This window comes from Clostridium fermenticellae (genome assembly GCF_003600355.1).
Classification (GTDB): domain Bacteria; phylum Bacillota; class Clostridia; order Clostridiales; family Clostridiaceae; genus Clostridium_AV; species Clostridium_AV fermenticellae.
This window is the reverse complement of sequence record NZ_CP032416.1, coordinates 2,442,076-2,468,036: the sequence shown is the minus strand read 5'-3', so window position 1 is coordinate 2,468,036 and position 25,961 is coordinate 2,442,076. Positions and strand designations below refer to the sequence as shown.

Genomic DNA, 25,961 nt, shown 5'->3' with positions numbered 1-25,961 from the left:
AAAACTGTTTAATATTTATTAATTTTGTTTTTCATTTGTTAATCTAATGATTGAATCAGCTGTGATATAATTGTAAATAATAAATAACATTTTAAAGGAAGTGTTTTGTATGTCAATCTTAGTGTGTGGAGGAGCAGGATATATAGGAAGTCATATGACGGCTTATTTGATAGAAAATAATAAAGATGTAATTATATTGGATAACCTTGAAAAAGGGCATAAAGAAGCCGTAGATAAGGAAAATTCAAAGTTCTATTTCGGTGATTTGAGAGACAAGGAAATACTTAAAAAAGTTTTTTTTGAAAACAATATAGATTCCGTAATAGATTTTGCAGCATATTCTTTAGTTAGTGAAAGTATTAAAAATCCGCTTAAGTATTTTGAAAATAATATAATTTCAGTAATAAATCTTTTGGAGGCAATGAAAAATTATGATGTTAAGTACATAGTTTTCTCATCTACAGCCGCAACTTATGGTGAACCGGAAAATACTCCTATAGTTGAAACAGATAAAACATCTCCGGTAAATCCATATGGAGAATCAAAACTAGCTGTTGAAAAAATACTTAAGTGGGCGGATAGAGCCTATGGAATCAAATATACTGCTCTTAGATATTTTAATGCAGCTGGAGCTCATGAAAGTGGAAGAATAGGTGAAGATCATAATCCAGAATCTCATTTGATCCCTATTATTCTTGAAACAGCATCTGGAAAGAGGGAAAAGATAAAGATATTTGGTGATGATTATGATACACCTGATGGCAGTTGTATTAGGGATTATGTTCATGTTACGGATTTGGCATCAGCTCATCTTCTTGCACTTGAGAGACTGAAAAGAGGAGGAGAGAGTTCTGAATATAATCTTGGAAATGGAAAAGGTTTTTCTGTAAAAGAGGTAATTGAAATGGCTAGAAAAGTTACTGGAAAAAATATAAAGGCTGAGATTGCAAAAAGAAGACCTGGCGATCCAGCAATTTTAATAGCATCATCTGAAAAGGCAAAAAAGGAATTAGGGTGGAAACCACAATATGATTCCCTTAATAGTATAATAAATACTGCATGGAATTGGCATGAAAAGCATCCTAAAGGATACAAAGACTAAAATGGAATATAATAACATATAATGAAAGTAATCACTATAATTATTTAATGGATAAAGGTTAATATATATATGTATAGATTAAATAAAGGAAGGTGTTTTTATGAAAAAAATTATCTATTCATTTACATATACTGCCTTTATTCTTTTGTTATTGTCTGCATTTATTATGCCTAAAGAAAAGCGTAATTTACCTACAGCAGGAGAAGTAGATAATAAGCAACAGAATATACAGAAGAGTAATGAAATGCCAATATGCTCAAAAAAGGTATATTTGACTTTTGACGATGGCCCTTCGGTAAATAATACTAGAAAAATACTTAAAATTTTAAATGATAATAATGTAAAGGCTACATTTTTTGTTGTTGGAATTAAGTCCGAAGAAAATCCGGACATATTAAAGGATATAAGTAACAGTGGAATGAGCATAGGCATACATACTTATTCGCATGATTACAAAAAGATATATAAGCAGGTTGACTCTTATTTAAAAGACTATGAAAATTGTAAAATTAGTATAAACAAAATAACTGGTAAAGATCCAATAGATTGTGTGAGATTACCTGGAGGATCTACCAATACAATTGTTAGCAAAGACAATTTGAGATACATTACAAGATCATTAAATAAATTAGGAATAGACTATATTGATTGGAATGTTTGTTCTGGTGATGCGGACAGTCATGTAGTTGCTGTGGAGAAAATCAAAAAAAATATTATTACGCAGTGCAGGGATAAAAATCTTGCGGTTATTCTGATGCATGATACTTATTATAAATATTTTACTGTAGAAGCACTTCCAGATGTAATAAAATATTTAAAGAATCAAGGCTTTGAATTTAGGACACTTGGAGATCTAACAAAGGAAGAAAAAGATGAGATGATAAAAGAGGGAATAATGAATAGAAATTTATAGATAGAGGTCAGTTTACTGGATATTAATATCAAGCCTTAATTCTATCTATAAATAAAAGTTTATTTTTTATTTCTTTCCCTGTTTATAATGAATTCTTTAGCTTTTATCTCAAGTTTGTCATCAATAGGATCTAAAGTGATTTGTTCACTATATTTATTTGATAGTGCAGTTGATATAAATCTATCTGCGAGTTCTGGATTTTTGGATAATAAAGAACCGTGAAAGTATGTGCAAAAACAATTTTTATATATACAACCTTCATAACCGTCTTCACCGTTATTACCGTATCCGGCAATTATTTTGCCAAGTGGTTTCAAATCACCTATATATGTTCTTCCAGAATGATTTTCAAAGCCAACATAGTATTCACCAAATTCTTCATTGAATATAACAGTGTTTCCTATAAATCTGGTATTGCCGCCTTTTGTGTGTATATTAAGTATATTCAACCCTTCAAGTTGTTCACCTTCAGGTGTAGTATAATATTTCCCTAAAAGTTGATATCCACCGCATATGGCCAAAAATACTTTATTTTTGTTTATATACTCAAGTAATTCTGATTTTTTAGTTTGATTTAGGTCATCAGAAACTATTGACTGCTCATAATCCTGTCCTCCACCGAAAAATGTTATGTCATACTTCTCAGGGTCAAATGTATCACCTATAGAAATATTAAATATGTTTACTTTTATGTTTCTTTTTTCAGCTCTATATTTTAATATGAGTATATTGCCAATGTCTCCGTATACATTTAGTAAGTCAGGATATAAATGACATATATTAAGTTCCATTATATAGCACTCCTTTATTAACTATTTACCAAAGTTTTTTTATGTATCCTTTAGAATTTAGAAATTTTCTAAAGCTTATCATAGCGGTGTAAGTAGCAAATACATATATTATATTATTATTACAAGTTTTTATTTCATTAAATAAGTTTTCATAGTTTTCACACATAACGAATTTATCATCAGGAACTCCCGCTATTTTTAATCTTACTGCCATATCATAAAGTCTTACACCTGAAACCATTATTTTATTGATATTGAGTGATGCTAACTTTTCAAATTTGACATCCCATATCCATGATACATCTCTGCCATCAGCATAGTTATCATTTAGGAGAACTGACAGGTTGAATTCGCCTTTGTTTAAAGCTACCGTATTTATAGCTTGATCATAACCAGCTGGGTTTTTAACTAGAATTATTTTTAAATTTTTATCATCTATCTGTATACTTTCCTGTCTTCCAAAACTGCTTTGTTGATTCTTCAATGAGTGAAATATAACAGGGTCTTCTATTCCACATACTTTTGCTACTGAATAAGCACATAAGCCATTGTATATATTGTAAGTACCTGGTTGATTTATATAATATTCTTTTCCATTTATCAATACTAGCGAACCTTGCGATGTTTGTTCTCTTATTTCCTCAACGGCATAATCTAAATCAGGTCGTCTATAACCACAATTTTCACAATAAAAATCTCCAAGATGATTATAAGTCAAATAATTATACTTATATGGACTTTTACATTTTTTACAAAACTTTGCATCTGCATTTATATCGATAGTTTTTGCATTGTTTGTTGAACATTTAAATCCATAATATAATGTTCTGTTAGGAAGATCTAAATCTCCTAGTAAAGATTCATCTCCGTTTAAAACTAAATTTGTCATCGGAACATTTTTAATTCCACTTACTATCTTTTGTAAAGTTGTGTATACTTCACCGTATCTATCCAATTGATCTCTAAATAAATTTGTTATAGTTATAACTTCAGGGGTTACAAATTTAGTAAATAATCTTACATTTGCTTCATCACATTCTATAACTGCATATTTAGTTTCACAGCATCTTGAAAAAGAAAAATGCTCCACGAAACAGGAAACTATCCCTGGAAGCATATTTGCACCTGTATTATTTGTTATGACATATTTTTCATTTCCCTTTATTATATTATATATCATACTAGTGGTAGTTGTTTTTCCATTTGTTCCGGTTACAAGTATAACTTTAAAATCTTTACATATACATTTTAATATATTCCTATCTAATTTTAGAGCTACCTTTCCCGGAAAATTTGTTCCGCCTTTAAATAGTGCCCTTGATAACTTTATTATAATCTTAGAAATAACTATACTGAAAAAAGATTTTATATTAATTTTCCACACCACCCTTTTATATAAATAAAAGTATTAATTAAGTTTTATATACAACTCTTAAATATTATAATACAATATTGTTTTTTTTACATCACTAAAATTTGACTTATATATAGTCAGATTGAAAATAAATAAATATTTGTTATGTATTATAGATAAAAGTGGCAATATTTTTACCTTAAATAAATAAAAGTGATATTTAATTAAAATAAGGCTATGCAAAAACGAATAAATAGTGTATTATTTATAATAAATAGTATAGCATTAATAAGTTAAAATAATATTTGTGATATATTATTTTAAAATACAGCATATAGTATAAAATTATAGTTAATAATAATCAAGGAGGAATAATATATGCGTATGGATCTAAAATATTTAAATATAACTGGATATAAAAATTTGTACAATAATTTAACTGAAAGTGAACTTATTGAATTTGCAATAAAAAACGGTGAAGGAAAACTAGCTAATAATGGTGCCCTGGTATTAAATACCGGAAAATATACTGGAAGATCACCTAAAGATAGATTTATAGTTAAACAAAAAAGTGTTGCTAATGATATCAACTGGGGAGATGTAAACTTACCAATTAGCGAGGAAATATTTGATGATTTATATAAAAGGGTAACTCAGTATTTAAATGATAAGGATTTATTTGTATTTAACGGACATGTAGGTGCAATAAGGGAATATTCACTTCCTATAAAGGTCGTGTGTGAATATGCTTCTCAGGCTTTATTCTCAAATAATTTGTTTAGGAAGTCCTCTGATACTGATATGGATTGTTCAGAAAATGAGTTTAATATAATATCTGCGCCTGGTTTTAAAGCTAATGGCAAAGATGATGGTATAAATTCAGAAGCATTCGTAATAATAAATTTTGATAAAAGAATAATACTCATAGGAGGAACAAGCTATTCTGGAGAAATAAAGAAATCTGTATTTTCAGTTATGAATTTCTTGTTGCCTAAAAAACATGTAATGCCAATGCATTGTTCTGCTAATGTTGATCAATCTCAAAATACAACTATATTTTTTGGATTATCAGGTACAGGTAAAACTACTTTATCTACAGATTCAACTAAAAAATTAATAGGTGATGATGAACATGGATGGAGTGATAAAGGAGTATTTAATTTTGAAGGTGGATGTTATGCAAAAACTATAAGACTGGACAAGAACAAAGAAAAGGAAATATATAATGCTATAAAATTTGGGACTGTTCTTGAAAATGTAGTACTTAATTCTAATAGAGAACCCGATTATAATGACAGTCGATATACTGAAAACACAAGGGCAGCTTATCCTTTGGAATATATAGAAAATCTTAAAGAGAACGGTGTAGGTAATAACCCTAAGACTATAATATTTTTGACTGCAGATGCTTTCGGAGTAATACCACCTATATCAAGACTAACTAAAGAAGCAGCCATGTATCATTTTATGTCAGGATATACAAGCAAGGTCGCAGGAACTGAAAGAGGAATTAAAGAACCTAAGGCGACTTTTTCGTCATGCTTTGGTGAACCGTTTATGATACTTAATCCATATATATATGCAAAACTTTTAGGAGAGAATATAGATAAGTATAAAACAAGAGTATATCTTATTAATACAGGATGGTTATATGGCGGTTTTAAAAATGGAAATAGAATAAACTTAAAATATACAAGAGCTATGGTGAATTGTGCAATAAGTGGAGAGATTGAAAAGTATAAATTTGTAGAACACCCAATATTTAAAGTGATGATTCCGGAAAAATGTCCAGGGGTTCCATCAGATATATTGGATCCTATTAATACTTGGGATGATAAAGAGAAATATATGGATAAAGCCAGGGTTCTAGCCAATAAGTTTGAGGAAAACTTTAAGAAATTTAAAGGTGTTCCAAATTCAATTGCAAAAGCAGGTCCCTCAATAGAGAGCTTGCAATATGAAGAAGCTATGAATTTTTAATTATTAATACTAAATTAACTCATTCTCTTGTGTATGCTTGTATAAATACAAATAAAGATAGTATAATATAGAAAGTTATTGATAAATAAAATGTATTAGAGAGTGAGTGTGAGGAATGGATTTTATACTTATATTTAAAGCTGTAATAATAGGTATAGTTGAAGGTATAACAGAGTTTTTACCAATTTCATCAACGGGGCATATGATTATTGTAGAGAATTTAATAAAATTTAAAGCTCCTATGTATCCTAAAGCGTACATGGATATGTTCGATGTGGTAATTCAGCTTGGAGCAATACTTGCAATTGTTGTTTTATACTGGAATAAGATAAGAGGATCACTTGAAAATCTTAAACCCGGAAAATGGGGATTTAAGCTTTGGCTAAATATGCTAGTGGCCTTTATACCTGCTGCGATAGTTGGACTTCTGTTTAATGATATTATAAAAGCAAAATTATTTAATGCTGTTACAGTATCCTTAGCATTGATTGTTGGTGGGTTTCTGATGATATTCATGGAAAACAGATATAGAAGAGGAAATAAAATAAGAGATATAGATGATGTGAATATTATACAGGCTTTTAAGATAGGATGCTTTCAGTGTCTGTCATTGTGGCCCGGTATGTCTCGATCTGCATCCACAATAATGGGAGGATGGGTAAGCGGACTTAATAATTCTGCTGCTGCTGAATTTTCATTTTTCTTAGCTATACCAACGATGGTAGCAGCGAGTCTGTTCTCAATAATTAAGATAAAAATTGTGATGACTTCCTCACAAATTGTAGCGCTTATAGTTGCATTTATAGTTGCATTTATAGTTGCATTGGTTGTTGTTGATGGTTTTATAAGCTTTTTGAAAAGAAAACCTATGAGAGTGTTTGCTATTTACAGAATAATTATTGGAGCTTTGATATTAGGACTTGTATTTACCAAAGTACTAACTGTTTAATTTTGAAATAGAATATACAGAAAAAAGATGAGGCAAAAAATGCTTCATTTTTTTTATATTTCAAATTAAAACCTGTGCATTTATCAGCTTTATAGGGTTTATAAATGAAAAGTTAATCCATCCCCCGGGAGATGCTGACAAAATCCGGTACTATAAATGCTTTTAGCAATTCTAAAGCCCGGTATTTTGAAAATCTAATAAAGATTGATAAACTCGTAAACTCAAACATATAAAATCTACTAAGACTTTTAAGAACGCTTCACTAAGACTTACTACAAAATTTTTTAATGTGCCTAAATTTTAGAAATCTTGGCCTGCACATAGGTTAAGCTTAGATTTGACCCTATGGGTTTGTAACTCTTCCTATAAGCAATAGTATAGATATACGTTTCCTAGTGTGTCCCTATATGCAAATATTAGAATTAAATAGTAATAACGAAATTGAAGATTATAAAATAATATAACAGCGTTAAATCATTTTTGAGTTTAATGTATTTATGGTAGAATAATTTCTGTTGTCAAAACATATCATATTTGGAATTGTAAAAAAATATTAGTGATTATGTTGACAACTGTTCTTGGATGTGATATTCTAAGAAAGCCATGTTGATGGTATTGAACATTGAAAATCAAACAGAGAAGAATAAAAATAAACCAGCAATTCTTTTGGAAGCTGCTTTGGCAGCTTAAAAGTAAAGTAAATGAGCTTAAGTTGAACTCAAAACTCTGAATAAGAGTTTTATATAAGAAATTAAATTGAGAGTTTGATCCTGGCTCAGGACGAACGCTGGCGGCGTGCTTAACACATGCAAGTCGAGCGAGAGAAATCCCTTCGGGGATGGATCTAGCGGCGGACGGGTGAGTAACACGTGGGCAACCTGCCTCAAAGAGGGGGATAGCCTCCCGAAAGGGAGATTAATACCGCATAATGTTGTTTTACTGCATAGTAAAGCAACCAAAGGAGTAATCCACTTTGAGATGGGCCCGCGTCGCATTAGTTAGTTGGTGGGGTAACGGCTCACCAAGGCGACGATGCGTAGCCGACCTGAGAGGGTGATCGGCCACATTGGAACTGAGAGACGGTCCAGACTCCTACGGGAGGCAGCAGTGGGGAATATTGCACAATGGGCGGAAGCCTGATGCAGCAACGCCGCGTGGGTGATGAAGGTTTTCGGATTGTAAAGCCCTGTCTTTTGGGACGATAATGACGGTACCAAAGGAGGAAGCCACGGCTAACTACGTGCCAGCAGCCGCGGTAATACGTAGGTGGCGAGCGTTGTCCGGATTTACTGGGCGTAAAGGGTGCGTAGGCGGATATTTAAGTGGGATGTGAAAACCCCGGGCTTAACCCGGGGACTGCATTTCAAACTGGATATCTGGAGTGCAGGAGAGGAAAGCGGAATTCCTAGTGTAGCGGTGAAATGCGTAGAGATTAGGAAGAACACCAGTGGCGAAGGCGGCTTTCTGGACTGTAACTGACGCTGAGGCACGAAAGCGTGGGTAGCAAACAGGATTAGATACCCTGGTAGTCCACGCCGTAAACGATGAGTACTAGGTGTAGGAGGTATCGACCCCTTCTGTGCCGCAGTAAACGCAATAAGTACTCCGCCTGGGAAGTACGATCGCAAGATTAAAACTCAAAGGAATTGACGGGGGCCCGCACAAGCAGCGGAGCATGTGGTTTAATTCGAAGCAACGCGAAGAACCTTACCTAGACTTGACATCCCCTGAATTACCTGTAATTAGGGAAGCCCTCCGGGGCAGGGAGACAGGTGGTGCATGGTTGTCGTCAGCTCGTGTCGTGAGATGTTAGGTTAAGTCCTGCAACGAGCGCAACCCCTATCATTAGTTGCTACCATTAAGTTGAGCACTCTAGTGAGACTGCCCGGGTCAACCGGGAGGAAGGTGGGGATGACGTCAAATCATCATGCCCCTTATGTCTAGGGCTACACACGTGCTACAATGGTGAATACAGAGAGATGCAAACCCGCAAGGGTGAGCCAAACTTTAAAATTCACCTCAGTTCGGATTGCAGGCTGAAACCCGCCTGCATGAAGCTGGAGTTGCTAGTAATCGCGAATCAGAATGTCGCGGTGAATGCGTTCCCGGGCCTTGTACACACCGCCCGTCACACCATGAGAGTTGGCAACACCCGAAGTCCGTGGGGTAACCGTAAGGAACCAGCGGCCGAAGGTGGGGTTAATAATTGGGGTGAAGTCGTAACAAGGTAGCCGTAGGAGAACCTGCGGCTGGATCACCTCCTTTCTAAGGAGTCGTAAGATAGGTAACTCTATCTTAAAGACTGGTTTATATTTATCTGTTTGATTTATATTGTTCACAATTCTAATATATGGGGGTATAGCTCAGTTGGGAGAGCATCTGCCTTGCACGCAGAGGGTCAAGAGTTCGAGTCTCTTTATCTCCACCATATGGGCTTATAGCTCAGCTGGTTAGAGCGCACGCCTGATAAGCGTGAGGTCGATGGTTCGAGTCCATTTAAGCCCACCATTTGTTCTTTGAAAACTGCACAGAGAAGAAAGTTAAAGTAAAGTTATTACTTTGTAAAATTGATTAAAGATTCTTAATTATTTGATATATATTAACATATATTATTATTAATTAACCGGTAAAAATTGATAGAAACGGGTAGCTTGCGGAAAATGTCGGGCGAAGAGCGGAGCTTACTTAGGTAAGTGAGTGTCTGAGCGAAACATTTGACAGAAAGATACGGAGTTTATAGCAATTTTTACTTAAAAGGTCAAGCTACAAAGGGCGCATGGTGAATGCCATGGCACCAGGAGTCGAAGAAGGACGCGATAAGCTGCGATAAGCTTCGGGTAGGCGCAAATAGCCTGTGATCCGTAGATTTCCGAATGGGGCAACCCACATGACTAACGTCATGTACTGTAAACTGAATTCATAGGTTTATAGAGACACACCCGGGGAACTGAAACATCTAAGTACCCGGAGGAAGAGAAAGAAATATCGATTTCTTTAGTAGCGGCGAGCGAAAGAGAATGAGTCCAAACCAGGAACTTGTTCCTGGGGTTGCGGGTAGATCACAATTACTTTTATTCTTTAATTGAAGAGAGCTGGAAGGCTCCGCCACAGAAGGTAAAAGCCCTGTAAGTAAAAAAGAATTTTAGTTAGATCTATTCCAGAGTACCACGAGACACGTGAAACCTTGTGGGAAGCTGGGAGGACCACCTCCCAAGGCTAAATACTACCTGGTGACCGATAGTGAAGCAGTACCGTGAGGGAAAGGTGAAAAGAACCCCGGAAGGGGAGTGAAATAGAACCTGAAACCGTGTGTCCACAACCGGTCGAAGCACATTTAAGTGCGACGACGTGCTTTTTGTAGAACGAGCCAGCGAGTTACGGTATGTAGCAAGGTTAAGTACTTATGGTACGGAGCCGGAGGGAAACCGAGTCTGAATAGGGCGACCAGTTGCATGCTGTAGACCCGAAACCGGGTGACCTATCCATGGACAGGATGAAGCGGAAGTAAAATTCCGTGGAGGTCCGAACCGCGTTGGTGTTGAAAAACCATGGGATGAGCTGTGGATAGCGGAGAAATTCCAATCGAACCCGGAGATAGCTGGTTCTCCTCGAAATAGCTTTAGGGCTAGCGTCGGGACTGAGTAATGGAGGTAGAGCACTGAATAGGCTAGGGGCTTTAAAAAGTTACTGAACCTTATCAAACTCCGAATGCCATTTACTTGTATCCCGGCAGTCAGACTGCGAATGATAAGATCCGTGGTCAAAAGGGAAACAGCCCAGATCATCAGCTAAGGTCCCAAAGTGTAAGTTAAGTGGTAAAGGATGTGGGATTTCTAAGACAACTAGGATGTTGGCTTAGAAGCAGCCACTCATTTAAAGAGTGCGTAATAGCTCACTAGTCGAGAGATCCTGCGCCGAAAATGTCCGGGGCTAAAACTTACCACCGAAGCTATGGACTCGTAAGAGTGGTAGAGGAGCTTCCTGTATGGATTGAAGCCGTACCGTAAGGAGCGGTGGACCGTACAGGAGTGAGTATGCTGGCATAAGTAGCGAGAAATAAGTGAGAATCTTATTGGTCGAAAACCTGAGGTTTCCTGGGGAAGGCTCGTCCTCCCAGGGTTAGTCGGGACCTAAGCCGAGGCCGAAAGGCGTAGGTGATGGACAATTGGTTGATATTCCAATACCGCCAGTTTGCGTTTGACAGATGGGATGACGCAGGAGGATAGGATGTGCACACTATTGGATGTGTGTCTAAGCACTTAGACGTGCCCGGAAGGTAAATCCACCGGGATTAGTTAAGGTGTTACAGGGATCTCTTTTTAAGAGAGAAGTATCCGGTTCCACGCTGCCAAGAAAAGTCTCTATGGAGTAAACCGGTGCCCGTACCGCAAACCGACACAGGTAGGTGAGGAGAAAATCCTAAGACCATCGGAAGAATTGCTGTTAAGGAACTAGGCAAATTGACCCCGTAACTTAGGGATAAGGGGTGCCATCTTTATTGATGGCCGCAGAGAATAGGCTCAAGCAACTGTTTAGCAAAAACACAGGTCTCTGCTAAAGCGTAAGCTGATGTATAGGGGCTGACGCCTGCCCGGTGCTGGAAGGTTAAGGGGAATACTAAGCCGTATGGCGAAGGTATGAACTTAAGCCCCAGTAAACGGCGGCCGTAACTATAACGGTCCTAAGGTAGCGAAATTCCTTGTCGGGTAAGTTCCGACCCGCACGAATGGCGTAATGATTTGAGCACTGTCTCAACAGCAAATCCGGCGAAATTGTAGTGCAAGTGAAGATGCTTGCTACCCGCAGTTGGACGGAAAGACCCCGTAGAGCTTTACTGCAGCTTAACATTGAGTTTCGGTATTGTCTGTACAGGATAGGTGGGAGACTTAGATACCCGGGCGTCAGCCCTGGTGGAGTCACCCTTGGGATACCACCCTGACAGTACTGGAATTCTAACCGGAGGCCATTTATCTGGTCACGGGACATTGTTAGGCGGGCAGTTTGACTGGGGCGGTCGCCTCCTAAAATGTAACGGAGGCGCCCAAAGGTTCCCTCAGAACGGTTAGAAATCGTTCGCAGAGTGCAAAGGCAGAAGGGAGCCTGACTGCGACACATACAGGTGGAGCAGGGACGAAAGTCGGGCTTAGTGATCCGGTGGTACCTCGTGGGAGGGCCATCGCTCAACGGATAAAAGCTACCTCGGGGATAACAGGCTGATCTCCCCCAAGAGTCCACATCGACGGGGAGGTTTGGCACCTCGATGTCGGCTCGTCGCATCCTGGGGCTGAAGTAGGTCCCAAGGGTTGGGCCGTTCGCCCATTAAAGCGGCACGCGAGCTGGGTTCAGAACGTCGTGAGACAGTTCGGTCCCTATCCGCTGCGGGCGCAGGAAATTTGAGAGGAGCTGTCCTTAGTACGAGAGGACCGGGATGGACTGACCTCTGGTGTACCAGTTGTTCCGCCAGGAGCACGGCTGGGTAGCTATGTCGGGACGGGATAAACGCTGAAAGCATCTAAGCGTGAAGCCCACCTCAAGATTAGATTTCCCATAGCGTAAGCTAGTAAGACCCCTTGAAGAACACAAGGTTGATAGGTCAGAGGTGTAAGCATAGCGATATGTTCAGCTGACTGATACTAATAGGTCGAGGGCTTGACCAGTTACTTTTCTTAATCAATTTCTTCTATCTTTACTGTGCAGTTTTGAGAGAACAATCTCAATTAGCCGGGATTTATTTATAAACCTCCGGTTAGTATAAATTTTATTAGAGTTTTAGTCAATGCATATTTATCTAAATCAAAGATTTAGAAGCAATCAGCAATCTGGTGGTTATTACATAAAGGTAACACTCCTTCCCATACCGAACAGGTAGGTTAAGCTTTATTGTGCCGATGGTACTTCAGGGGCAGCCCTGCGGGAGAGTAGGTCACCGCCAGGTATAAAACTTATATTGTTCCGCGATAGCTCAACGGTGGAGCATTCGGCTGTTAACCGAAGGGTTGAAGGTTCGAATCCTTTTCGCGGAGCCATTTTTATTTTTTGCATATATTATTTAATATTTAAATATACTATTTCCATTGCTCGTCAATATTATATTACCCTCTAAATCCGTTCTATATATTTTAATATTGTGCCTCTTTAGCTTTTCTAAAGTTGTTTTATTTGGATGACCATAATCATTATCTTTGCCGCAACTTATAACTGCTATATTTGCTCTTGTTTTATCGAGAAATTCGTCAGATGAAGATGTTTTACTTCCGTGATGTCCGATTTTTAATACATTACATGAAATATCATAATTATTATTAAGTATCTCTTCTTCACTTAAATTTTCGGCATCTCCTGTAAATAAAAATTTGCAGTTTTTATAAGATATTACTAGTACTATAGAATAATCATTTAAGTTTTCATATTTATTATTATTTGGAGCTATTATATTACATTTCGTATTTTTACCCAGATCTATACTCATCCCGGATTTAGCCGGATATATCTTCATGTCTTTATCTTTTAATGCAGTTACCATGTTTTCAAAAAATTGAGTATTTGCAATAACTTTTGGAGCATAAAACTTATCTATTGGATATTTTTTTATTATAGCAGGCATACCTCCTATGTGGTCTTCATGAGGATGAGTGGCTATCACATAATCCAATTTACGTATTTTTTGACTTTTTAAAAATGAAATTAGCTTATCTGTATTTTGAGAAGGACCGGCATCAATAAGTAAATTCTTATTGTTAACTTGAATTAATTCACTATCGCCTTGACCGACATCTATATAACTTATTTTTATTCTCTCATTTTCAACATTTGCGAATGTTTTATATGAACTACATCCAGTTATAGTAAAAACTATAACTAATAATACTACTAAAAATCTAAAATATTTTTTATGAAAATCTATAATAACAATTCCTCCTAGTAACAAGTATGTATTAATAATATTTACAACTATTATTCTTTTAAACAGTTTTGTGAACAGAACATTTGAATTTTAACATTAAATAATGGTGCCAATCTTAATTAAAAAAAATCCTTTTAAGCATTTTAAAAAGCAAAAATGATAACAATATAAATTTTCATACAAAAATATGAAAATTTTTATTTGCTTATATTAAATAAAAATGTTACAATATAAGCATAATTATACTTTAATTATTACGAAACAACGTAATTTACGAATAAATATTCACCAAAAATGAATAAATATAAATTTACAAGAAATTTCGTATAGCTCTGCAAAGTAGCTAATCTTGCATTTTTATGGCATAATTATTGCAAAATAGGTCTTTAAAAGAACAGGCCAATAATTTATAAATATAATTTTGGAGGGTATTATGAATATTATAAAAAAATCTTCGTATGAGCATGTTTTACAAGATGTGGAGACTCCTAATCTTTATAAAGATATATTTCCCTATTCAGAAATTCCTAAGGTTACTTTTAATCAAATTCAGGTGCCTATGGATTTACCTAAGAATATATGGATTACAGATACTACCTTTAGAGATGGACAACAATCAATGCCACCTTATTCAGCCGAACAGATAATTAGAATTTTTGATTATCTTCATGAACTTGATAATAATTCAGGAATTATAAAGCAGACAGAATTTTTTCTATATACTGAAAAGGATAGAGAAGCTGCTTCAGTGTGTATGGAAAGGGGATATAAATTTCCTGAAGTTACTTCGTGGATAAGAGCTAATAAACAGGACTTTAAATTGGTAAAAGATATGGGAATAAAAGAGACAGGAATGCTTATGTCTTGTTCAGATTACCATATATTTAAAAAACTAGGTAAAACAAGACAACAGGCTATGGATATGTATTTAGAAATAGTTGAAGAAGCTTTAAGCAATGGAATACGTCCAAGATGTCATCTGGAGGATATAACAAGAGCTGATTTCTATGGATTTGTAGTGCCGTTTGTTAATAAACTTATGAAACTTTCTAAGGAATCTGGAATTCCGATAAAAATAAGAGTTTGTGATACCTTAGGACTAGGTGTTTCGTATGCAGGCGCATCACTTCCAAGAAGTGTTCAGGGATTGATACATGGTCTTAAAGTGAACTGTGGAGTTCCTTCAGAAATGATAGAATGGCATGGCCATAATGACTTTAATGCAGTTGTTACTAATTCTACTACAGCTTGGCTGTATGGCGCATCTGCTATAAATACATCACTTTTGGGAATTGGTGAAAGAACTGGCAATTGTCCACTAGAATCTATGATATTTGAATATGGGCAATTAAAAGGAATAACGAAAAACATGAATTTACATGTTATAACTGAAATAGCTCAATATTTTAAAAATGAGATAAAATATGATATACCTCCTAGAACTCCTTTTGTTGGCAGGCAGTTTAATGTGACAAGAGCTGGTATACATGCAGACGGCATATTAAAGGATGAGGAAATTTACAATATATTTGATACGGATAAGATACTTGGCAGGCCTGTAGTTGTGGCTGTAAATCAATATTCAGGACTTGCTGGAATAGCTGCATGGATAGACACATATTACAGATTAAAAGGTGAGGAAAAGATTGATAAGAAGGATCCTAGGATTGAAGTTATAAAGGAATGGGTTGATCAGCAGTATGTTGATGGCAGGACGACAATAATAGGAAATAATGAGTTAGAGTTGTTAGTGGAAAAGCTTATGCCCGAGATTATAGAAAAAAATAACACTAGAGCGAGTTAAATATATTTAAATGGAGGTAGTACTATAATGGGACTTAATATTGCACAAAAGATAATAAAAAAACACCTTGTGAAAGGAAAGATGGTCAAGGGGAGTGAAATTGCTATAAGAATAGATAGAACTTTGACACAGGATTCAACTGGTACCATGGCATATCTTCAATTTGAAGCACTTGGAATAGATAAAGTTAAGACTAAAAAATCAGTTGCTTATGTAGATCATAATATACTCCAATCAGGACCAGAAAATGCAGATGACCACCTTTACATTCAAACTGTTGCAAAAAAGCATGGCATATATTTTTCAAGACCGGGAAATGGTATATGCCATCAGGTAAATCTTGAAAGATTCGGAATACCAGGTGATACATTACTTGGCTCTGACAGCCATACACCTACAGGCGGCGGAATAGGAATGCTTGCAATTGGAGCAGGTGGACTTGATGTTGCTGTGGCAATGGGAGGCGGAGAGTATTATATAAATATGCCTGAAATTGTAAAAGTAAATTTAAAAGGAGGTCTTGTACCTTGGGTTGCAGCAAAAGATATAATCCTTGAAATTTTAAGGAGATTGACAGTAAAAGGTGGAGTTGGAAAGATATTTGAATATACAGGAGATGGCCTTAAAACTTTAACTGTGCCTCAGAGAGCAACTATTGCTAATATGGGGGCAGAACTTGGAGCAACGACATCAATATTTCCAAGCGATGAGGTTACTCATGCATTTTTAAAGGCTCAAGGGAGAGAAAAAGATTTTGTTGAAATAAAAGCAGATTGTGATGCAACTTATGATGAAGAAATAGAAATAGACTTGTCTGAGCTTGAACCTTTAGCAGCATGCCCTCATAGCCCTGATAATGTTGTACCTGTATCTGAGCTTAAAAATATTAAGGTAAATCAGGTTTGCATAGGAAGCTGTACCAATTCATCATATGTTGATATGATGAAGGTATCTAAAATACTTGAAGGTAAGACTGTAGCTGAAAATGTATCTTTGGTCATCTCACCTGGTTCAAGGCAGGTTCTGAACATGATGGCTCAAAATGGTGCACTTTCAAGTATGGTAGCAGCTGGAGCCAGAGTACTTGAATGTGCATGCGGACCATGTATTGGAATGGGACAATCGCCTTCAACTGATGCGGTATCTCTTAGGACATTTAATAGAAATTTTGAGGGAAGATCAGGAACGGTTTCGGCACAGGTGTATATAGTGAGCCCTGAAGTTGCGGCAGCTTCTGCACTGACAGGTCATATAACAGATCCTAGAGAACTTGGATGTGATGCTCAAATAAAAGTTCCGGAGGAATTCTTATTAAATGATAATATGATAGTTGCACCTTCAGATGATCCAGATAAAGTTAAGGTTGTTAGAGGGCCTAATATAAAGTCATTTCCAAAGGCAAAACCTTTATCTGAGATTGTAGTAGGCAAGGTTTTAACCAAGGTTTTAGATAATATAACTACTGATCATATAATGCCATCTAATGCTAAGCTTTTGCCATATAGGTCCAATATCCCGTATTTATCTGAATATTGTTTGACACCATGTGATAAGGATTTTCCTAAAAAGGCAAAAGAAAATAATGGCGGTTTTATAGTTGCAGGGAGTAATTATGGACAGGGTTCGAGCAGAGAACATGCAGCGTTAGCACCATTATACCTGGGTATAAAAGCTGTATTTGCTAAATCATTCGCCAGAATTCATAAAGCAAACTTGATAAATAACGGAATAATACCTTTGGTATTTAAGGATTTAAAGGATTATGATAAAATTGATGAGATGGATGAGCTTGTTATAGAGAATGCTTTAGATCAGGTTAATAATTCCGGGGTTATAGTAAAGAATAAAACTAAGAATGAAGAATACAGTATGCTTTTAGAAATTACAGACAGGCAAAAAAACATGATAAAATTAGGCGGACTTTTAAATTTAGTAAAAAGTAATAAATAGTGTATAAGCTGAAATCTTATTATTAATGGATGCATATTACTTTTTAAACTTTGGAGGTGTAGGATTTGACACATAATATTACTCTCATTTTAGGAGATGGAATTGGTCCAGAAGTGACTATGGCGGCAAAGAAAGTTTTAGATGAAAGCGGAGTAAATATCAAATGGGATATTGTAAAAGCCGGATTTGAGGTTATTGAAGAGTATGGTACTCCCCTTCCTGATTATATTATAGATAGTATAAAGAAAAATAAAATAGCGCTTAAAGGGCCGGTTACTACTCCGATCGGAAAGGGATTTAGAAGTGTAAATGTCACCCTTAGAAAAACTTTGAATTTATATGCAAATGTAAGACCTATAAAGACTTACAAAGGTGTGAAATCAAGGTATAAGAATGTTGATATTGTTGTATTCAGGGAAAATACAGAAGATTTATATGCTGGAATAGAGCATATGGTAAGTGAAGATATAGCAGAAAGTATTAAGATAATATCTAAAAAGGCCAGTGATAGGATTGTGAAATTTGCATTTGAATATGCAAAGGATAATAATAGAAGGAAGGTAACAGCAGTCCATAAGGCAAATATAATGAAGTTATCGGATGGACTTTTTCTGAAGTGTGCGAGAAATATAGCTAAAGAATATAAAGAAATTGAATTTGAAGGTGTCATAGTTGACGCTATGAGCATGAAGCTTGTATTAAACCCGGAAAATTATGATTTACTCGTAATGCCTAATCTTTATGGTGATATCTTATCAGATATGGCATCTGGACTTGTGGGTGGACTCGGTTTAGTTCCTGGAGCAAACATAGGAGAAGATTATGCTATTTTTGAACCTGCGCATGGATCAGCACCAGACATAGCTGGAACAGGGAAAGCTAATCCTACTGCTGCTATTTTATCAGGAGTTATGATGCTTAAACACATAAAAGAATTTGATTCAGCAGATAAAATAGAAAAAGCTGTTCAGAAGGTACTTGCCGATGGAAGGTGTGTTACATGTGATTTAGGTGGAAGTGCTTCTACTTCAGAATTTACAAGTGCTATAATAGAAGAGATGAATAATTAATAATGAAGTATTAAGGTAATATTTAAGGCTGCTTTCTTATAGAAGTGGCTTTTTTATTTAAGGTTTGTAACTGAAAGTTTAACTTAGCCTCTAGCCGGGATTCCCAAAATTCGTCACGTAAAAAATTTCTAGTAAGTCTAAGCTTGCGTTTATAAAAGTCTAAGCAGATTTTATAAACTCGCTTTGCTCAAACATATAAAATCCACTAAGACTTTTAAGAATTCCCCGCTAATACTTACTACAAAATTTTTTAATGTGCCTAAATTTTAGAAATCCCGGCTAGAGGCTAAGTTAAGCTTGGAATTACAAACCCTATATAGAGTTTATAGTTGAAAAGTAAGTTTATCTCCCCTAAGTATAAATATGCAGATATGACAGGAGCAGATTTTTATGTTAAAGGTGCCAGGAAATCTGTAAAAATGGCAAAAAGATTCTTTGTAATAAATTAACTTTATGATGTTAGCATAAAATTACTGGTTAGTTTAGAAAAATTGTAATAAAATATTATATAAAGAAATGATATGGAGGTAGAGCTCATGGCAAAAAATACTAAATACGTACCAACTATAAAGGGAATTCTTAGAAGTCATATGATAAATATGCCCGAGGTAATAAGAGAAGCGAGCGGCATTAAAGTATTTGGAAAGAGGATAAAATCATTCATATTTACTACGGATGTGGCTGTTATTAAAAATAATAATGCGGATGCAATATTTGCGGTTTATCCTTTTACACCTCAGCCACTCATAACTCATGTACTCATAACTGCATCAGATGTACCGGTTTTTTGTGGAGTTGGTGGAGGACTTACTACTGGAAAAAGGGTTATAAATTTGGCATTGGATGCTGAATTTCAAGGGGCAATGGGAATTGTTGTAAACAGTCCCACTCCAAATGATATTATAAGAGGAGTAAGAGATACAATAGATAGTCCAATAGTTGTAACTGTTGTGTCGGAAAAGGAAGACCTGGATAAAAGAATTGAGGCTGGGACTACAATTTTTAATGTATCTGCCGGTAAAAATACTGCTAGTGTTGTTAGAAGTATTAGAAGTAGATACAACGAATTTCCAATAATTGCAAGTGGAGGAAAAACTGAAGAAAGTATAAGGGAAACTATAGAAGCCGGTGCTAACTCTATTGTGTACACACCAGCTTCTACGGGCCAGATATTTAAAGGAACTATGGAGAAATATAGAGCAGATTATATGTAGATATTACATAATTCTGAATAAATTCATTGATTTGATATATTATAATAAGTAGAAAATTTTAATTTGACATTAAAATATTTCTACTTATTTTTTGATGACTTTTATCTATAAATATAATATAATAATTAAGTTGAATACTTTACAACATTACAGTGATATTTATGCACTATATAGAAAATATATTATAAAAGAATATATACTTTTACCTATAATACATAAAAATGTCACTTGACTATATAAAATACATTGATTAATTTATATAATATGTATAAAAATTTAAGTAAATTAATATTTATGTGATTATATGTACAATACATATACGAAAGTAGAATAAACTATTGCATATTTATAAAAATCGATGTATAATTATTATACTATCTAAGGAAAGAATAAGTAATTTTGAAAAGGGGAGAAAATCATGAAAAAATTTAAAAAACTAATGGCTTTGATGTTTATATTTATATTTTCAGCTGCACTGTTTGCAGGATGTGGTAGTTCCAGCAATTCCAGTAATTCTGGACAAAGTAAGTCAAGCAGTGATAGTTCATTAGATAATATAAAAAAAGCAGGGGTAATAAAAATAGGTCTGGAGGATTCATTTCCACCTATGGAGTTTAGAAATAATAAAAATGAATTAAAAGGTTTTGACATAGATATGGCAAATGCTATTGGTAAAAAATTAGGAGTAAAAACAGAATTTGTACCTACTGATTTTAATGGAATAATTTTAGCACTTAAAACTGGAAAATTTGATGCTATAATATCAGGACTGAGTATAACTGATGAAAGAAAGAAGGAAATAGCCTTTTCAGAACCATATTTAATGGATTCTCAAATTATAATTGTTAAAAATGGCAATACGGCTATAAAAAAAGCAGATGACTTAAAAGGTAAGACTGTTGGTGTAGGACTTGGAACTACGAGTGAAAATGTTGCCGCTAAAATGAAGGGATTAAAGGAAGTAAAAAAATATGACAAGACAACAGAAGAACTCCAGGATTTATTAATAGGTAGAATAGATGCAGTTGTAGTGGATGAACCGGTTGGAAGATATTATTTGTCAGCTTCTGATAAAAAAGGCAAGTATTTGGTGTTGAATGATAATCTTACGAAAGAACCAATGGGAATAGGATTTAAAAAGGAAAATAAAGATCTTCAGAGTGCAGTTCAAAAAGCCGTAAATGAATTGAAAAAAGAAGGAGAACTTTCTAAGCTTTCAATAAAATGGTTTGGAACTGATATATACAAATAATGAGATGATATAAATTAAAATTTGAATTGGAGTGAATATATTGGACACAGGAACTGTCATAAATACATTGCCTATACTGCTAAAAGGGAGTGCTATGACTGTAGAATTAACAGTTATTACTTTGGTTGTTGGAACAATACTTGGTATACTTTTAGCTCTTTTAAAGCTTTCTAAGAATGTTATATTGAGATTTATATCAAGTTTCTATACATGGATATTTAGAGGAACACCTTTACTTTTACAATTATTTTTCTTTTATTATGGTTTACCGTTTATAGGATTGAAGTTAACACCGTTTGAGGCAGCTGTAATAGGTCTTTCACTTAATTGCAGTGCATATATGGCTGAAATAATAAGAGGTGGAATTCAATCAGTGGATAAAGGACAGTTTGAAGCAGCTAAAGCTTTGGGATTTAATTATTCAGAGACAATGAGGAAGATAATATTGCCCCAGACATTTAAATTGATAATCCCACCTGTAGGAAATGAATTTATAGCTATGCTTAAAGATACATCATTAGTTTCAACGATAGCTATGGTTGAACTTATGAGGTCAGCTCAACAGATGTATGCAACTACTTTTAAGCCTATAGAAGTTTTTCTTACTGCAGGAGTGTTGTATTTGCTTATGACTACTATATTTACAGGTATTTTTTCTACATTTGAAAAAAAGCTTTCTGTTTATGATTAATTAAAAAAGTATAGGAGGAAATATTATGGAGAATACAGCAGTAAATAACTGTGTGGATTTTAGCCCCAAGCAGTTTATGATAGAGGCTAAAAATTTAACAAAAAAATTTAATGACCTAACTGTTTTTGAAAATTTAAATGTTGATATAAAAAAAGGTGAAGTATTAGTTGTTATTGGACCATCAGGATCCGGGAAAAGTACATTTTTAAGATGTTTAAACCATTTAGAGGAAATAAATGGTGGAAAAGTAATTATCGAAGGGGAAGAACTTAATTCTAAAGATAAGAAATTACTCAGAAGAATTACGACTAAAATGGGTATGGTTTTTCAAAACTTCAATTTATTTCCGCATATGACTGCCCTTGAAAATGTAATGATAGCGCCTTCAATTGTAAAGAAGGAAAATAAATCAGATGTTTTAGATAAGGCTAAAAAACTTTTAGCTAAGGTTGGATTATCGGATAAGGAAGATTTTTATCCAACTAAACTCTCCGGTGGACAACAGCAGAGGGTAGCTATAGCCAGAGCTCTGGCTATGAATCCCGATATAATGCTTTTTGATGAACCTACATCTGCGCTTGATCCTGAACTTGTTGGAGAAGTTTTAAATGTAATGAAGGATCTTGCAAAAGACGGAATGACAATGGTTGTTGTAACTCATGAAATGGGATTTGCAAGAGAAGTGGCAGACAGAGTTATATTTATGGATGGTGGAAAGATAGTAGAACAGGGTGTACCTGATGATATATTTTCCCATCCGAAAGAAGAAAGAACAAAAGAATTTTTGAAAAAAGTACTTAAATAATGATGTGTGAATAATGTTTATTTGTAATAAGTACTTGCTTTTACTTATTACAAATAAGCATCATTATAAGATAGACTTTAAATAGTTTGAATCTTAAGAATATAAAATTAATTATGATTATTTATATAAAATATTGGCTTTTAATTAAAGTCAGAATGTTGGAGGGAGAATGTTATGAAAGATAAAGTTGTATTAGCATATTCAGGAGGATTAGATACTTCTATAATAATTCAATGGCTTAAAGAAAATTATGATTTAGATGTTATAGCAGCCTGCATAAATGTTGGCCAGGATGATGATATGGATAAAGTCAGGGAAAAGGCTTTAAAAACTGGTGCCATAAAAGTTTATATAGAAGATGTAAAAGAGGAATTTGTAACTCAATATTTATTCAAAGCTGTAAAAGCTAATGCTCTTTATGAAGGAAAATATATGCTTGGTACATCACTTGCAAGACCTTTGATGGCAAAAAGACTTACTGAAATAGCACATGCCGAGGGTGCAAAATATATAGCTCATGGATGCACTGGAAAAGGCAATGATCAGGTACGTTTTGAAGTTGGAATAGCAGCATTTGATCCTTCAATAAAGATAATTGCCCCTTGGAGAATATGGGATATAAAATCAAGAGAAGATGCTATAGATTATGCAAATGCTAAGGGAATAGAGATTTCAGTAACTAAGAAAAAGATATATTCAGTTGATAAAAATTTATGGCATACAAGTCATGAAGGCGGAGATTTGGAAGATCCAAAAAATGAACCTAAACAGGATTTATATATGACTATTACGCCACCAGAACTTGCAAAGGACGAAGCTACATATATTGATTTGTACTTTGAACATGGTATACCTAAAAAATTAAATGGTAAAGATATAAAGCCGGTTGAACTTATTGAAACATTAAATAAATTAGGTGGTCAAAATGGAATAGGAATCGTGGATATGGTCGAGAATAGACTTGTTGGGATGAAATCAAGAGGAGTTTATGAGACACCTGGTGGAACAATTCTTTATGCAGCACATAAGGAACTTGAAGAATTAACTGTAGATAAAGATGCATTTCATTTTAAACAAATTATATCTCAAAAATATGGTGAGCTTGTATATGATGGACTTTGGTTTACTACGCTTAAAGAGGCACTTGATGCATTCATCGATACAACGCAGAAAAATGTCACAGGTACAGTTAAACTTAAACTATATAAAGGAAATGTTATTGTTGCAAGTATAGATGCACCACATGCATTATTTGATCAAGATGTTTCTTCATTTGGAGCAAGTGATCTTTATAACCACAAGGATGCTGAAGGATTTATAAATATATTCTCTCTTCCAAGTAAAATTAAAGCTATTGTAGATAAAAGGGAAGGTTAAATATGAAACTTTGGGGTGGAAGATTTAAAAAAGCAGAAAACAAACTTATGGAGGATTTTAATAGTTCTCTAAGTTTTGATAAAACCTTGTACTTTGAGGATATACAAGGTAGTATTGCTCACGTTAAGATGCTTGCAAAATCATGTATATTAACTCAGGAAGAATGCAGTATTATTCAGAATGGACTGAAATCAATACTTTCTGATATTGAAAGTGGCAAGCTCAAAATAGATGGAGATTATGAAGATATTCACAGTTTTGTTGAAACTAATTTGATAGAGCGGGTAGGTGAAGTTGGCAAAAAACTTCATACTGCAAGAAGCAGGAATGACCAGGTAGCAGTAGATTTAAGATTATATGCAAAGAAGAAAGCATATGAGGTTATAGATAATATTGAAATGCTGCAGGCTGCAATAAAGGAATTAGCTTATAAAAATGATTCTATAATGCCTGGCTACACACATCTTCAGAGGGCTCAGGTAATTACTTTTAAGCATCATATATTAGCATATTATAATATGCTTTTAAGAGACAAGAAGAGAGTTAGAAATGCAATTGAGATAATGAATGAAAATCCATTAGGCTGCTGTGCATTAGCTGGAACTACGTATAATATAGATAGAAATTTTACAACCAGGGAGCTGGGTTTTAATAAGCCAGTAGACAATTTTTTAGATGGAGTAAGTGATAGAGATTATGTTATTGAACTATTGTCTTGTTTTTCAATAATTATGATGCACCTTAGCAGGTTAAGCGAAGAACTTATTCTATGGAGTACAAAAGAGTTTGACTTTGTTCAGATAGATGATGAGTTTTCAACAGGAAGTAGTATTATGCCTCAAAAGAAAAATCCCGATGCTGCAGAACTCATAAGAGGCAAAACTGGGAGAGTATATGGTTCATTAATTGCACTGCTTACCATTATGAAAGGCATTCCCCTTGCCTATAATAAAGATATGCAGGAAGATAAGGAGCAGTTTTTTAATTCCTTAGATACTGTATTAAGCTGCTTGAAAATTATGAGTGGTATGCTCTCCACATTAAAAATAAAAGAAAAGAATACATTTAAATCGGTAAAGCAGGGATTTCTAAATGCAACAGAGGCAGCAGATTATCTTGCTAATAAAGGAATGCCATTTAGAGATGCACATAAGGTAATAGGGGAGATTGTACTTTATTGTGAACAAAATATAAAAGCCATAGAGGATTTATCGTTAGAAGAACTTAAAAAATTTAGTGAATTATTTGAAGAAGATGTATATAGTTTCATCGACTATCAGAATACATTAAATAGAGGAATAAAAAGAGAATTGAAATAAAAATATAAAAAGTCAAATAGTCTTTTCTATTCTTAAAGAAAAGACTATTTGACTTTTTATCTAGTTTCCCTGTTTTCCATATTTTCATTAGTGTCTCTTTCTCTACCTAAAAATGAAAGAGAGTATAATCCAGATATTCCGACAAGAGCATATATTATTCTGCTTAATGTGGACATTGTACCAAACAAGGAAGCAATTAAATCAAATTTAAAAAATCCAATTAAGCCCCAGTTTATAGCACCTATGATTATAAAAATTAATGCGGTAGTATCTAATGATTTCATAATTACATCTCCTTTTATGATTTGTACAGAATTATTATTTGCATAATTAAGAAAATTATAAGCAAAATAAAAAAACAGGGAAAATTTTCCCTGTAAAGTTGTAATAATACCACAACTTATAAATGTTTGTAGAATAGAGGATGTGTATTTGTATGCTTTGTAATATATATATTATATTAAATATAATTTATTACAAATAAAA

General features: G+C 34.5%; 17 protein-coding genes, 3 tRNA genes and 3 rRNA genes. 19 read left to right on the top strand and 4 right to left on the bottom strand.

Annotated features, from left to right (window positions below; translation table 11 throughout):
• Window positions 1–109 precede the first annotated feature (109 nt).
• Together galE and D4Z93_RS11435 are read left to right on the top strand one after the other, a co-directional pair.
• Window positions 110–1,102: a UDP-glucose 4-epimerase GalE gene (gene galE / locus D4Z93_RS11440; RefSeq protein WP_119973651.1), complete on the top strand. Its 993-nt coding sequence runs from the start codon at window positions 110–112 to the stop codon at window positions 1,100–1,102.
• Window positions 1,103–1,202: 100 nt separating this feature from the next.
• Window positions 1,203–2,015 carry a polysaccharide deacetylase family protein gene (locus D4Z93_RS11435; protein WP_119973650.1) on the top strand — a complete coding sequence of 271 codons (813 nt, stop codon included), beginning with the start codon at window positions 1,203–1,205 and terminating at the stop codon, window positions 2,013–2,015.
• Between the two features lie 59 nt (window positions 2,016–2,074).
• On the opposite strand, the gene D4Z93_RS11430 is transcribed toward D4Z93_RS11435, so the two are convergent.
• Window positions 2,075–2,806 (bottom strand): type 1 glutamine amidotransferase, encoded by a 732-nt coding sequence (locus tag D4Z93_RS11430; RefSeq protein ID WP_119973648.1) that lies wholly within the window; start codon window positions 2,804–2,806, stop codon window positions 2,075–2,077.
• A 25-nt stretch (window positions 2,807–2,831) separates the two neighbouring features.
• Window positions 2,832–4,190, bottom strand: a complete 1,359-nt coding sequence (locus tag D4Z93_RS11425; RefSeq protein ID WP_162920300.1) for a Mur ligase family protein — start codon at window positions 4,188–4,190, stop codon at window positions 2,832–2,834.
• 348 nt (window positions 4,191–4,538) lie between these two features.
• On the opposite strand from D4Z93_RS11425, the gene pckA reads away from it, so the two are divergent.
• The 8 genes from pckA (at window position 4,539) to D4Z93_RS11385 (ending at window position 13,115) form a co-directional block, all read left to right on the top strand.
• A complete protein-coding gene (gene pckA, locus D4Z93_RS11420; RefSeq protein ID WP_119973646.1) occupies window positions 4,539–6,140 on the top strand; it encodes a phosphoenolpyruvate carboxykinase (ATP) in 1,602 nt (533 codons plus the stop codon).
• Window positions 6,141–6,255: 115 nt separating this feature from the next.
• A complete protein-coding gene (locus D4Z93_RS11415; RefSeq protein WP_119973644.1) occupies window positions 6,256–7,089 on the top strand; it encodes an undecaprenyl-diphosphate phosphatase in 834 nt (277 codons plus the stop codon).
• Between the two features lie 752 nt (window positions 7,090–7,841).
• A 16S ribosomal RNA gene (locus tag D4Z93_RS11410) occupies window positions 7,842–9,354 on the top strand.
• An 87-nt stretch (window positions 9,355–9,441) separates the two neighbouring features.
• Window positions 9,442–9,517: transfer RNA gene (locus D4Z93_RS11405), tRNA-Ala, on the top strand.
• Window positions 9,518–9,520: 3 nt separating this feature from the next.
• Window positions 9,521–9,597 (top strand) — tRNA-Ile (locus D4Z93_RS11400).
• A 248-nt stretch (window positions 9,598–9,845) separates the two neighbouring features.
• Window positions 9,846–12,746 (top strand): 23S ribosomal RNA (locus D4Z93_RS11395).
• Between the two features lie 161 nt (window positions 12,747–12,907).
• A 5S ribosomal RNA gene (gene rrf / locus D4Z93_RS11390) occupies window positions 12,908–13,024 on the top strand.
• The 16S, 23S and 5S rRNA genes sit together here with 3 tRNA genes alongside, the layout of an rRNA operon.
• Window positions 13,025–13,040: 16 nt before the next feature.
• Window positions 13,041–13,115 (top strand) — tRNA-Asn (locus D4Z93_RS11385).
• Between the two features lie 23 nt (window positions 13,116–13,138).
• Here the strand turns inward: D4Z93_RS11385 and D4Z93_RS11380 are convergent.
• Window positions 13,139–13,993, bottom strand: coding sequence for a ComEC/Rec2 family competence protein (locus D4Z93_RS11380; RefSeq protein ID WP_119974330.1), 855 nt, complete (start codon window positions 13,991–13,993; stop codon window positions 13,139–13,141).
• A 430-nt stretch (window positions 13,994–14,423) separates the two neighbouring features.
• Between D4Z93_RS11380 and D4Z93_RS11375 the strand changes: the two genes are divergently transcribed.
• The 9 genes from D4Z93_RS11375 (at window position 14,424) to argH (ending at window position 25,475) form a co-directional block, all read left to right on the top strand.
• Window positions 14,424–15,797, top strand: a complete 1,374-nt coding sequence (locus tag D4Z93_RS11375) for a beta/alpha barrel domain-containing protein (protein WP_199798441.1) — start codon at window positions 14,424–14,426, stop codon at window positions 15,795–15,797.
• Window positions 15,798–15,824: 27 nt separating this feature from the next.
• Window positions 15,825–17,747 (top strand): aconitate hydratase, encoded by a 1,923-nt coding sequence (locus D4Z93_RS11370; RefSeq protein ID WP_119973641.1) that lies wholly within the window; start codon window positions 15,825–15,827, stop codon window positions 17,745–17,747.
• Between the two features lie 65 nt (window positions 17,748–17,812).
• Entirely contained in the window at window positions 17,813–18,817 is a 1,005-nt protein-coding gene (locus D4Z93_RS11365) for an isocitrate dehydrogenase (NAD(+)) (RefSeq protein WP_119973639.1), read from the top strand.
• 536 nt (window positions 18,818–19,353) lie between these two features.
• The gene (locus D4Z93_RS11360) at window positions 19,354–20,031 is read left to right on the top strand and encodes a hydrolase (protein ID WP_162920299.1); all 678 of its coding nucleotides are present in this window, start codon (window positions 19,354–19,356) and stop codon (window positions 20,029–20,031) included.
• Between the two features lie 418 nt (window positions 20,032–20,449).
• Window positions 20,450–21,283 carry an ABC transporter substrate-binding protein gene (locus D4Z93_RS11355; protein ID WP_119973635.1) on the top strand — a complete coding sequence of 278 codons (834 nt, stop codon included), beginning with the start codon at window positions 20,450–20,452 and terminating at the stop codon, window positions 21,281–21,283.
• A gap of 40 nt (window positions 21,284–21,323) precedes the next feature.
• Window positions 21,324–21,974: an amino acid ABC transporter permease gene (locus tag D4Z93_RS11350; protein WP_119973633.1), complete on the top strand. Its 651-nt coding sequence runs from the start codon at window positions 21,324–21,326 to the stop codon at window positions 21,972–21,974.
• 25 nt (window positions 21,975–21,999) lie between these two features.
• Window positions 22,000–22,779 (top strand): amino acid ABC transporter ATP-binding protein, encoded by a 780-nt coding sequence (locus D4Z93_RS11345; RefSeq protein WP_119973631.1) that lies wholly within the window; start codon window positions 22,000–22,002, stop codon window positions 22,777–22,779.
• 174 nt (window positions 22,780–22,953) lie between these two features.
• The gene (locus D4Z93_RS11340) at window positions 22,954–24,156 is read left to right on the top strand and encodes an argininosuccinate synthase (protein ID WP_119973629.1); all 1,203 of its coding nucleotides are present in this window, start codon (window positions 22,954–22,956) and stop codon (window positions 24,154–24,156) included.
• A gap of 2 nt (window positions 24,157–24,158) precedes the next feature.
• On the top strand, window positions 24,159–25,475 hold the full coding sequence (gene argH, locus D4Z93_RS11335) for an argininosuccinate lyase (protein WP_119973628.1): 1,317 nt from the start codon (window positions 24,159–24,161) through the stop codon (window positions 25,473–25,475).
• Window positions 25,476–25,531: 56 nt separating this feature from the next.
• Here the strand turns inward: argH and D4Z93_RS11330 are convergent, their stop codons facing one another.
• Entirely contained in the window at window positions 25,532–25,759 is a 228-nt protein-coding gene (locus tag D4Z93_RS11330; RefSeq protein ID WP_119973626.1) for a DUF378 domain-containing protein, read from the bottom strand.
• Window positions 25,760–25,961: the final 202 nt, after the last annotated feature.

What these genes read in the sequence shown, in the direction of transcription:
- argH (WP_119973628.1), top strand. Translation starts at nt 24,159, where the DNA reads ATGAAACTTTGGGGTGGAAGATTTAAAAAAGCAGAAAACAAACTTATG.
- D4Z93_RS11370 (WP_119973641.1), top strand. Translation starts at nt 15,825, where the DNA reads ATGGGACTTAATATTGCACAAAAGATAATAAAAAAACACCTTGTGAAA.
- pckA (WP_119973646.1), top strand. Translation starts at nt 4,539, where the DNA reads ATGCGTATGGATCTAAAATATTTAAATATAACTGGATATAAAAATTTG.
- D4Z93_RS11355 (WP_119973635.1), top strand. Translation starts at nt 20,450, where the DNA reads ATGAAAAAATTTAAAAAACTAATGGCTTTGATGTTTATATTTATATTT.
- D4Z93_RS11430 (WP_119973648.1), bottom strand. Translation starts at nt 2,806, where the DNA reads ATGGAACTTAATATATGTCATTTATATCCTGACTTACTAAATGTATAC.
- D4Z93_RS11340 (WP_119973629.1), top strand. Translation starts at nt 22,954, where the DNA reads ATGAAAGATAAAGTTGTATTAGCATATTCAGGAGGATTAGATACTTCT.
- D4Z93_RS11330 (WP_119973626.1), bottom strand. Translation starts at nt 25,759, where the DNA reads ATGAAATCATTAGATACTACCGCATTAATTTTTATAATCATAGGTGCT.
- D4Z93_RS11415 (WP_119973644.1), top strand. Translation starts at nt 6,256, where the DNA reads ATGGATTTTATACTTATATTTAAAGCTGTAATAATAGGTATAGTTGAA.
- galE (WP_119973651.1), top strand. Translation starts at nt 110, where the DNA reads ATGTCAATCTTAGTGTGTGGAGGAGCAGGATATATAGGAAGTCATATG.
- D4Z93_RS11345 (WP_119973631.1), top strand. Translation starts at nt 22,000, where the DNA reads ATGGAGAATACAGCAGTAAATAACTGTGTGGATTTTAGCCCCAAGCAG.
- D4Z93_RS11435 (WP_119973650.1), top strand. Translation starts at nt 1,203, where the DNA reads ATGAAAAAAATTATCTATTCATTTACATATACTGCCTTTATTCTTTTG.
- D4Z93_RS11360 (WP_162920299.1), top strand. Translation starts at nt 19,354, where the DNA reads ATGGCAAAAAATACTAAATACGTACCAACTATAAAGGGAATTCTTAGA.